The following is an 11,021-nucleotide window of genomic DNA, read 5'->3' as shown; positions in this document are numbered from 1 at the left end:
ACCACCCGGCACCACATCACCCGGACCCGGCAGCGACTGACCCGGAACACCCGGACCAGGAGCAGGAGCAGGAGCAGATTGAGGCTGACCAGCAACCGGAGGAGCCACACCAGCCTGAACCGGAACCCCGGCCTCCCCGCCACCATTCGGCTGACCAGACCTCGTTTGCTCCGGCCCGGGAGATCCGGGTTGCCCCGCTCCAGGGGAGGGACTGCCAGGCTGACCCGGCATCCCACCCGGTCGCGGCCGCTGCTGATCCGGCCGGTGCGTCCACGGTGTCACGGGTCCCGGCGGCGTCTCGGGATCCTCACCGGTCTCTACCTGGGGCTCTACGTCTGTCGGGGGCATCGCTTACTCATCACATTCCACTGCCGAGTACTCGCTTCACCCGCACGTCGTTCGCGTTCGGGATGGCCAGCTCGACGAGTTCACCGGTCGGCGCATCGGTGGTGACGAGCCGTGTGTCACTGACGGCGATGCCTACCTGGGTCGGCGCGTTGTTCCGAAAATTCCAGAAGACCAGGTCGCCCGGAGATACCGCGGCGAGATCCACCCGATGACCACACGCGCCTTGTGCCGCGAGGGTGTTCGGCAGCACGATTACCGACGCATCGCCGATCTCCCCACATGCCCGCCGCGCCGCACCGCTCGATTGCCCCGCACCACCTCCGGCCGGCGGCTGCGCCGCCGTGCCCTCGGTAGTCGCGCATCGACCTGTCGTTTGCGCGGCCGAGGCGTGGTAGATCACCGATCTGGTGAACTCCGCGGCGGTCTCACGGCCACCGGAGCCGCTGCGGGCCCCACTCGCCGCCAGCTGTGCCAGCGCGAGCTGACGCGCACACTCCGCGCCGATGCCCGAATTGCCGGTCAGTAGGGGGACATTCTGGCGCGGCGCGAGTCTCATCGCTGTGGAGCAGGAACGCAGCCAATCGGAGGCGTTGGTGTCGTCGGGTGCGATGGTCAGTTCGGCGTACGGATTCGTGGTGGGAGCGGTGGTCACCCCCGCCGCCGGTGTCCTCGGCGCGGTCGGCCGTACCGCCGCCGCGGCGCGAGTGGGCGTCACGGTCACGGAGGGGTCGGGCCCTACCGCACTGTCGCACTGATAATGCAGGTCGGAGGCGATCGCGGAGGCCGTGTTGCCGATGATCACCACCAAGGCCACCAGGACGGTCGACACGATACTCGCGGCTCCCAGCATTGCCCATATCCAGAACGGCATCACCACGAGCGTCCAGAGACGTCCGATCATCGCGTACCTTTCTGTGTAGTCCGAGTCCTCGTCCGGAATTCGAAATGTCGAGGCGGGTCAGCGGCTCCGGGCATTCCTGAACTGCTCCAGCAGGTGGTTCGGAATCGGTTGAAGCGGCTGCGCCGGGTTCGGCTGCGGGAGCGAGACCACACCCGTCGTATGCCGTTGCGCCTGCCACTGATCGGTCTGGGTGGCCTTGTCGATCTCCGAGCGGAGCACACGAATCCGCTCGAAGTCGGTCGGATCCTCAGCCACCCACGCTGTGGCCGCTTGCACCCGCAGCGCGTGCTCGTTGGCGATCCAGCTCCTCAATCGATCCGCGTCCACCTGAGTCAAGTCCGTACCGCCCATCCGGATTCTCGCGGCTCCTGCCTCGGTGATCGGCCCGTCCACATGGTTTTGCAGCGTTTGGATCCATTGCTTGGTCGGATTATCGATGTAGTCCTCGCCGAGCGCGCGCAGGTCGTCCGAGATGCGGACACCGCCGGGGTAGTCGCCTCGGTACCGCGCGACGCTGGCTTCCAACCCGTACAACCTGGGCCTGGCCCATTCCGGATTCAGGTAGTCGCGCTCGAAATGCTTGTGCGCGGCAAGCACTCGTCCGAGGTGCTTGGATGCCAGCGGCTCGTCATCGGCGTGCCGGATGATATCCGCTCGCGCGATGGTCGCCTTCTGCCCTCGGCCCCAGCTGAAACCGGCCATCCGCAGGGCGGACTGCACGCCGCCCATCATGCCTGTGACGTGCGCGACGTTCTCCGCGGCGAAAGCGGCGGCTCGTTCGCTACCGCGGCGAGATCGAGACCTGGCGATGCCGGACCGCGCGACATCACCGGCGGATACGCGATCGTACAGGTTACCGAGCCCAGCCTCTCTCATGTCTCGCGTACTCATGCTCTTCGCCTTGTTCCGCTTGTCGAGGTGTTCCACCCGCGAGAAGGGATTCAACGGGTTGAGGCGGCCGCCTGCGATCCATGCGGTGAGCGGCGAGCTGTTGATCGTGCTCAGCGCGCCGAGCATCGCGAGCGGGGCCAACGAGTTGGCCGCACCCGCGTTGCCCATTCCCAAACCCATACCGAGTGGGCTGCCACCGGCAGCGCCTACCCCCTGTCCGGCATTACCGGACTGTATCGCCGCCCCGATGCGGTTGACCACCCAGTCGTTCGCATCGTCGATGTTCCTGCTGATGCGGCGCAACTGAACGATGGCGATGACCTCCACGCCCGCGCCGATGACGAAGACCACCATGATCGAGTCGCCCGCCGATCGGAACAGACTGCCCAAGAACAGCTCATAGAACCCGAGGAAGATCACGAAGAAAGCCATCTTCCCGGCGGACATGAAGCCGTGCACCACGCAACGGACGGTGAATGTCTGCGTCGGGCCGTAGATGTACCCGCCCGCGGCGAATCCGAAGATCGTCATGAATCCGTAGTAGACGAGATCGAGGACCGCCCACATGATCTTGATGGACAGGTACGCGGCGAAGGCCAGGAGAATGATCGAGCACAGCAGCAACAGCAACCCGGCTCCGATTTGACCGACGCTCGGATTCTGGGTCGCGGCATACGCGGTGCTGTCGCCGCACGACCTCATCCCGTTCTTGACCCGGTCTTCGTCACCGGACCTCATGCCGGCCGTCCACATCGCCCGGCAGGATGGGTTCTTGTCCACGACGTGCCCGAAATTCCACACCTGCAATGGAAGACGGGCGAAGTTGTCCGCCCTGCTCGCCTGCATGGTGCTGAGCAACTGATTCGGGTTCGGGTTGCTGTTCCCGTTCAAACCCGCGGCCACAGACAGCCCGAGGTCTCGGCCCTGAACCAGCACTCCGTGGTCGGAGAGAGCTTTGGACAGCGGATCGGACAGGAAGACCGTCCCGAAGATCGCGACCATCACCATCATGAGGACTTGCCACGCGGCCTTGGCATGGTTACCGCGCACAATGAAATACCCGACGAAGAACGCGCCGATCGACACGGCCGTCGCCGCCATCAAAGGCGTCGCGATCTGGGCCGTGACGTTCGTGGCCATCCCTCGCAACGGTGCGCTGAACATGTTCATCCACCGGAAATCCAGCGTCTGATCGGGAAGCCAGAGCCCGGCCGTCACCAACGTCAGCCACGGAACGAAGACGAGAATCAACAGGCCCCACAGCAGCATATTCCCCGGATTGAGCACTCCGCCGCGATCGGTCACGAACGTATAGCTCGAAACATTGACTCCCTGGGAGTCTTTGATGTTCATCCAGCTGGTCGCACTGTTGGGCGCCGACGTCTGGACCAGTGTGCCGTTTTGCGCGATGGACACCGCGTGAATGAAGCCGGGGAAAACGAACAGCAGGAAGAGCGCGATGAGGATCCACGCGATTCGGCGACGACGACGGGACGCGGCGACCCAGGTCCGGAACCGTCGGAATATTACCTGCGGCCGCCAACGCTCGGTGTCTAAGAACTGTGGTTCCCAAGGCATCCCGAAGGAAGGCTGATCTCTTCGAACGCTCGAGGCACGCAACGATCTCATGAACGTACCGACCGCTCCGGTAGCGCCGATCGCATGCCGCTGACGCTGGTGGGGGTGCTGGTGATGGCCGCGGCGCGGTCCGGACGCGCCGGACCGAGAACTTTGCCCCGACCGATGCGGTTGAGTGCGTCACGCATGAACATCTCGCCTCGTCGCTCCTCGGGAATCTGGCGACCGGGTCCGACCGGAGGTGAGGTCTCTTCCCGTAGGATCTGCAACAAGAAGGGAGCTTCGTCCAGGTCGACGCCCAGCCACTCCAAGCTGTTGCGCGCCAGTGTCTCGTCGCGCTGACGGAAGACGAACCGGTTCGGGATGAGGTTGTGCGCCGCGCCCTGGAAGTCGGTGGCCGGGTCGTGCGAAGCGAGCCCGATCGCGGCCAAATGCTTACGGCCGTCGCGACTGAAATCCGACGTAACTGCCGAGCCGACCTGCGTCTGCGTGAAATGGTGCGCTTCGTCGCCGACCAGCAGGCCGAATCTGCCGTTGTCGGAGAGGAATGCCTCCCGCGCCGCGACACCGACCAACTCGTAGAGCGCGGTACCGAGCCGCTTGGTCAACGGCAGCCGGTTGTACAGGTGCGGAGTGGTCAGTTCCTCGGCGGTGGGCAGTTGCAGGTGGTGGCTGCGCACGACGGTCGCGGCGGCGTCGAGGCGCAGCGGTCGCAGCGTGGGGTCGAACAGCACCGGCACCCGCTCCACCACGGTGCTCAGCCGTGCGGCGAGATCGGCGTACTCCTCCCCCCGTTCGGGGTGCTCCCGTAACCGGCGTACGACGTTGAACAGATCGAGCAGGCTCTTGATCTTGTGCTCGGCCATGCCCCTGGCGGACAACAGATTGCTCACCGCTGCGCCCGCGCCCGAGGTCGGTGAAAGATCCAGCAGCGGAAGGATCGAGTCCAGCGCACGCTCACCCGCGATCCGTGGGTTGAACAACCGTAGCGGGTCCAGCGACACCGTGGGATTGGCCAGGTCGATGATGACCGCGTCATCGATCGACCGCGCGAAATGCTCCCATTCGCCGACCTGACTGCGGTCGATAGCGAGGAACTGCCCGCCCATGTCGTGCACGAGCACAGCCATCAGCTTGAGAAAATACGACTTCCCCGAGCCGAGTTCGCCGGTCACCGCGAACGAGGCGGACAGGTCGTGCAGCGCGGCCTCCATGATGCCGAAGTGGATCGGCTCGAAATGCCCCGACAGCAGGTTGACCCCGATCACCGGGCCGCTGTCGTCACCGATCTGACTGGTGGTGAACGGCACGAAAGCGGCCCACATGTCCGAGGGGACGATGTGCGCGAAGTCGTCGAAAGCTCGGCGCGGCGGGCTACCGGGGATCAGCATCGACCAGAGGTCCACTTGCGCGCCGACCGGAGCCGTCATGTCGACCTGGAATCGCTTGTACCGACGCTTGAGGGTGTTGACCGCGTCCATCGTGGCGTCGCGCGAGGGGCCGCCGATGGCGATCACAGTGGTGAACGAGACTTCCGATTCGCCGCCGTTTACTTCGAAATGATGGTTGTACTCACCGAGCATCTGCGCTTTCGAAGCAAGCGTGTTCTGCGCGAACGAGACCTCCTGATCGCGCTGATCCATTTGCTCGCCCAGCCTGCGCAGGTTGAGTTCGTTGTTCTTGAGCACCAGTTCGGCGGGCTTGGTCGAGATCCGCATTCCCCAGTCCACGGTGACGTCGCCGAGACCTTCGAGCACGTTCAAGAACTCACTGCCGCCGGGAAACGTCATGCCCGAGTAGGGGAAGGAGTGGGGCGTCAGCATCGCCTGATAGGACGGGCGGTACTCGAAATCCGGCTGTACCACCTTGATCACAGGGACGAACGACGGCCGGATACGCCGGTTGCTATCGGCCTGGGCCCCCTCGTCGAGCGCGGCGGAGCGGAACACCGCGGCCGTCGCGTCGTCCAGCGCGCCCGCACGGGTGGGCGCCACCGGATCTCCGGCCGCGCCGCGGGAAAGATAATGCTCCCACAACCATTGGAACAACGCCGCGGGTACCGGGACCGGATCGAAGTCTCCGCCGATCCTGGACAGGATCTGGTTCGCCTTCTCGTCGTACTCATCCAGGTCGGCACGGGAGATCGCTGTCGCATCGATGGTGGTGGTGCTGCCACGCCACAGGCGCGACAACGCGGACATGCTGGAGTTGCTGGTCCCTACCGGGATCGAGAGCAGGAAGACGCGGGTCTGCGGCATGATCGCATGCACGCGCTCATAGGAGGCCACCACCTCGTCGGCGTAGTCCTCGCACTCGTCCAGGTCGACGCCCTCCACCATTTTGGTGAGCACGTCGATCGTGTTCAGCCGCGCCTGGATGCCCAAAAGCAGCGACCCACTCGGCAAGTTCGTGATCAGCGAGTGGTGCGCCATCTTCACGTCGTATTTGTCGCTCGCCTTGCGCAATCCGTAGCCGAGCGGATTGATGAAGTAAGTGGCGGTGACCAGGCCGGAATGGGTGAACTGGAGATTGCCGCGGATCGCGGCCGTGGGCTGTAGATCTCGTCCGAGTGCCATCAGGGGCTTCCTCCGGGGGCTGGATCGCTGCCGTTGCCGTCGTTTCCATTCAGTCGCCGCCACAAGTCGGTCGCCTTGCCGCCCCCGCTCATCACCTCGAGCAGCCGGATACCGGATTTCGGCTCCGGGGTCTCCGCCGCGTCGACGCGGTCGGGCAGCAAGAGAACCACCGTCTCCTCGATGAACATGGTGTGGCGGGCCGAGTCACCGGTGATCGGCATGCCGGAGGCCGACACGGGCTTGCGGTAGACGACGAGCCTGCCCAGCCATAAAGCGCGGGAGGTCATCCGAACCCCGGTGTACGGCACGAGTCCTAGGACGAAGACCGCCAGTATGGTCATCGCCAGACCCGCGATGAAGGTGACGGCGGGATTGACCGGGAAGGCCATCGCGCACACCGAGGTCACCGACATCATCACCACGGCGGCGGCGACCTGGGGCAGGGTGTAGGGGCCGAACGGGAGTTTCTGCCCGTTCTGCGCCTTGCCGATCATCGTGGGCACACGTTTGATCGGCGTGAACACCTTGATCACTTGGGTCATCGATACCCGCCGATAGGGTGATCGGGGACGATGAGGTTGGCGTCCGTTCGCGCGTAGTTGATGGTCGTGGGCAGAATCCAGATCACCACCCCGGCCATCAACCCCGAGCCGAAGACGACGATGATCCGCGCCGGCGACAGTCTGGATTTCGCTGCCTCGGAGATAACCACGCCGATCGTGACGATGGCGATGATGATCATCCCGCCCCACCGGACAAAGATAAGGACGCCATAGAGGATGTTGCTGAGATTACCCATCGGGCTGCCTCTCGGATCAGTTCTGCGTCGCCGGCGGAATCGTCACCGACGGCGAGGAAGACGAGGTCGAAGTGGGCGGTGCTCCACCGCGGGAATCCTGGCCGACCACCACCGCCAGCGGACTCGACAAGGCGGGAATCGGATCTATCGACACCACCTGCCACTGGCCTCCGTTGCGGATCATGGTGAGCGGGTAGGCCAGTGTCGCGGCGGCGCCGGTGTCGGCTTTGGGGTTGACGGTGGCCAGCACTTGGGCCTTCGCGCCACCGGAGCCGCAGCTCGAATCATCCGTGGTGAGCGAGGTCAACTCGACGGCGGTGTAGGGAGCGGGCTTGAGTGCGGCCAGCCCGGCATCCGGTGTGGTGTATCGCGCCACGTCGCCGCTGCCTGCCAGCATGGCGCTCAGGAAACCTGCGGCGACCTGACCGAGTGGTGTGTCCGGTGCGCAGGGCGAGCCGTAGGCAAGCTTGAGGTCGACGCCCTTCGCGGGAGGCTGCACCACCGCGGGCATCGATAGCGCACGGAGCCGTCCATCCGACACCGACACCGCGACGCGATAGAACTGCCGATGATCCGGCGCGGCGGCGGCGCCGGCTTTGCCGACTCGCACCGAGACCGTCACCGACCAGACATCGACCGCGCCGGTCGACATCACGCGCGACACATAGGCGACCGACGGGTCGGACACTTGACGCGCGGACGAAGGCAAGGTGATCTGCTGGTTGGAGCCTACGAATTCGCCGATCCGATCCTGTTGCCCCGCAACGGCGGTCAGATAGGTGACGACGAACTGCTCGGCGAAAGAGCCCGCCAATTGGGCACGCCCGACAATTGCCGTCGTCGAAGCGTCCGACGGCGGAGGCGGGGGGGTGTCGAAGACGCTGAGAACAGCGTGGCCGCCGCCGAGCACGGCGAGTACTGCCAGTACGGCCACCACAATGTTGTCGCGACGGCGGCGTGCGGCCATCCGGCGAAGCAGTGCCTCACCAGAATCTGCCGGACTACGAACCACTGTCCTCACTCCCGAAATGGTAGAGAGCACAGTCGTTATTTAACCGGCCGGTAGTTCCCAGCGATGGGAATCAAACGTCAGCAGGCGGGGTTGCTTTTCATCCTCCCCGCGAGCCAATGCCGCAATTGTTCGTCATAGCCGATCGGCGCGCTGCGCTGCCGCGACTCCAGCACCTGGCGATGGGTTTCCAGCAGCGGGACGTCGTCAGCGGCGCGAACCAGCTGCGCGATAGCCAGCTGTCTGCTCGAGTACCCGGGATAGGGGTAGAGCAGGAGCGATGTGGGCGTGTAACCACCCCCGTAGTTGAGCACCCGCAGAGTCACGCCCGCGCTTTCACCGGACCGCAGCCGCTCGCCGAGTTCCGCGAGCCGGGGACGGTCGTCGGGATGGAACACGTCGACGGGCCGGAAGAGATAGTCCCACCTGACCCACGGTGCGGGATCGGTGAGCCAGTGCGAGATGCTGGTGCGCTCGAGTTGCACCACGGCCAGGTGCGTTCCTGCCCGGCGATGCGCCTCGCGCAACCCGATTCGCTCCAAGGTTGGCCACGCCGGCGGTGCGTTCTCCGAGGTGACGTCCTCGATCAACCACCAGGCGCCGCGGGTGCGCTCGTCGTCACGGGCGCGAATCGTGATCCGCCACTGCGCCGGGCGGCCGAACCCGTGCACCACGGTGGTGTCGAACTGCATCCGGTCACCCGGCTTGGGGTCGTAGAGGAGATCGAGAACCTCCGCATGCCGATCGAAGCTCGACACCCGGTGGAACAGTTCCGCGATCGACAGCCTCGGGACGTACTGTTCCGCGGCGCTGCCGGACAGCCGCGTGATACCGCTCGGTTGCTGGATTGTCTGACTACTCAAGTCCCAGATGGCGCCCACCGCCGGGCGCAAGGTGGGCACCCGTTCGGACGCCGGGCCGAGCCACAGCCGCACAGCGTGCACGTCACCGGCCGGTCCGAAGATCGGACGGATGAGCAGTTGGTGCTTGCCAGCGCGCGTTTGAATGACCAGGTCGACATCCTTGGCTTGATCATGCGCGGTGTGAATCGCCTCCGTCAATCCCGCGGTCGTTAGCTTGTCGTACAGGGCGGGCGCTTTCGACAGCGTTCGCTGCAATACCCGCTGCCAGCTCGCGAACTCACGCGGCGCATCCCCCACCGACGCCACGGACATGCCGTCCGGCGCCAACGTCTCGATAGTCACCCATGGAATCACTGCGCCACTTCGCTTCGCACTTGCCCGTACCCAGCCGTTCCTCCGGATCCGCTCCAACCCGGATGAGACAACATGTGACGTTAGGCAATGTACCGTTGTTCAGCGGCTCAATCAACTCCTAAGGAACACGCCGCATTGCTATGAAGTGTGCAGCACGTTCATCGAACACCATGGGGATGTTCATTTTGTTCACGTTAAGTTCAGTGCCCACCTGGCCGAGACCGGCCCGCGACCTGACGGCACACCGAGCGCAAACCGGCGGCAGTGACTCGAACAGCGGCTGAAAACGAGGTAGATGGCATTCACGTAGCTAATCCTGCAGCTAGCTATATCCCTCTCTCGCAGCGGGATACCCTGAAGTACGAACGGCGTCACGCTCCGATGCTTGCCGCCAACACGCCGGCGCCCGCGAGCACTGCGATATCGCCGAGTTCGGAAGGAATGACTCGCAACCCCGGCAGATAGCTCAGTCTGGCGTGCGTGGCGACCGCCTCGCCCAGCGGTTTCCACAGGGTGGGACCGCCTTCGGCCATCGAGCCGCCGATGACGACGAGGTCCATGTCGAGCAACGCCGCTACCGATGCGACAGCTCGGCCGAGCGCCGTACCCGCTCGGCCGAGCGCAGCGGCGGGAATGGCGTCACCAGCACGGCCGGCCTCTACGAGGTCGGACACCGAGGTGCCGGTCCATCCCTGCTCCCGAGCCCAGCGCACCGCCGACGCCCCACTGGAAACGGCCTCCAGGCAGCCGCGCCCGCCGCATACGCAGCGTTCGTCGAAGCCGGGAACGAGAACATGGCCGACATGTCCCGCGTTGCCGGTCCGCCCGACCACCGTGAATCCGCCGACGACGACTCCGCCACTGATGCGGTCGGACACGGTGATCACCATGGCGTCCATCACCGTGTTCAGGACGCCGAGGCTCCGCTCGGCCAGCGCCAGGCAGACTCCGTCCAGCGCCAGCTGAATTTTTGCGGTTGGAAACAACTTTCGCGCAGCGTCCACGATCGCGAAACCCGCACGCCACTCGGGCACGTCCGCGGGTGCGACAACACCCGCCGCCATATCGATCGGTCCCGCCGAGGCGATGCCGAGGGCGGTGACCTCGCCCCCACCCGCGGCTTCGAGCAGGATGTCCCGGCAACGGTCCCACGCGCCGGAGCTGGGGATCGGGATCCTCCGGATCTCATCCTTCTCGACGTCGTCGGCGACTCGGCACGCCGCGAACGTGGAGGACCCGATCTCCAGGGCCAGCAGTGTCATGACTTACGCACCGTTCGAGGGACTAGGCGGCAAAGGTTCACGCAGCATAGTCACAGACCGTCGGTACCGGTCGGCTTCAGGGGTTGCCCGAGCACGATGTGCCTGCGGGGCGCGGGAAGCGTGGACACGGTGCGCAGCGGCCGTGAGCCGTTGCGGATGATGCGCATCGGGCGCTTGTGGTCGATCGGAGCGGCACGGTGCCGGTCGAGGTTCTCGATGACGCTGCCCGAGTTGTCGTAGGCGACGCCCGCCCAGATCATCGCGCGGGGACCGTCACCGCGGGTGGTGAGCGTCTGCGCCAACTGACGGCACTGCACGAGCAAGGGGCAACTCTGACAGGTGCGCACTGCCGCTCGCCAGGCATCCGGATTCCCGGTGTCCATGTCCCAGTTGTCAGGGACGTCTGCGCACGGGGGTCGCTGGTTCGACTTTGCCGGAAT

9 protein-coding genes are annotated in these 11,021 nt (G+C 65.2%); all 9 read right to left on the bottom strand.

Annotated features, from left to right (window positions below; translation table 11 throughout):
- Nucleotides 1–358: 358 nt before the first annotated feature.
- Nucleotides 359–1,249 (bottom strand): NlpC/P60 family protein, encoded by an 891-nt coding sequence (locus tag M8859_RS25965; protein WP_159924077.1) that lies wholly within the window; start codon nt 1,247–1,249, stop codon nt 359–361.
- Nucleotides 1,250–1,306: 57 nt separating this feature from the next.
- Complete coding sequence (locus tag M8859_RS25960) at nt 1,307–3,556, bottom strand: hypothetical protein (protein ID WP_159924079.1); 2,250 nt, start codon at nt 3,554–3,556, stop codon at nt 1,307–1,309.
- 209 nt (nt 3,557–3,765) lie between these two features.
- On the bottom strand, nt 3,766–6,294 hold the full coding sequence (locus M8859_RS25955) for an ATP-binding protein (protein ID WP_159924081.1): 2,529 nt from the start codon (nt 6,292–6,294) through the stop codon (nt 3,766–3,768).
- Nucleotides 6,294–6,836, bottom strand: a complete 543-nt coding sequence (locus tag M8859_RS25950) for a hypothetical protein (protein ID WP_236565438.1) — start codon at nt 6,834–6,836, stop codon at nt 6,294–6,296. Before M8859_RS25950 ends, M8859_RS25955 begins: the two co-directional genes overlap by 1 nt.
- Nucleotides 6,833–7,093: a hypothetical protein gene (locus tag M8859_RS25945; protein ID WP_040865441.1), complete on the bottom strand. Its 261-nt coding sequence runs from the start codon at nt 7,091–7,093 to the stop codon at nt 6,833–6,835. The genes M8859_RS25950 and M8859_RS25945 overlap by 4 nt, the downstream gene beginning before the upstream one ends.
- Before the next feature lie 16 nt (nt 7,094–7,109).
- Nucleotides 7,110–8,060: a conjugal transfer protein gene (locus tag M8859_RS25940; RefSeq protein WP_159924083.1), complete on the bottom strand. Its 951-nt coding sequence runs from the start codon at nt 8,058–8,060 to the stop codon at nt 7,110–7,112.
- A gap of 122 nt (nt 8,061–8,182) precedes the next feature.
- The gene (locus tag M8859_RS25935) at nt 8,183–9,307 is read right to left on the bottom strand and encodes a GAF domain-containing protein (RefSeq protein ID WP_159924085.1); all 1,125 of its coding nucleotides are present in this window, start codon (nt 9,305–9,307) and stop codon (nt 8,183–8,185) included.
- Between the two features lie 383 nt (nt 9,308–9,690).
- Nucleotides 9,691–10,581: an ROK family protein gene (locus M8859_RS25930; protein ID WP_159924087.1), complete on the bottom strand. Its 891-nt coding sequence runs from the start codon at nt 10,579–10,581 to the stop codon at nt 9,691–9,693.
- Nucleotides 10,582–10,631: 50 nt separating this feature from the next.
- Nucleotides 10,632–10,904 carry a hypothetical protein gene (locus tag M8859_RS25925; RefSeq protein WP_159924089.1) on the bottom strand — a complete coding sequence of 91 codons (273 nt, stop codon included), beginning with the start codon at nt 10,902–10,904 and terminating at the stop codon, nt 10,632–10,634.
- Nucleotides 10,905–11,021: the final 117 nt, after the last annotated feature.

The sequence above is a fragment of the Nocardia sputi genome (genome assembly GCF_023501985.1).
Note: the sequence above shows the minus strand (reverse complement) of the source record. Positions and strands in the feature narration are given on the sequence as shown.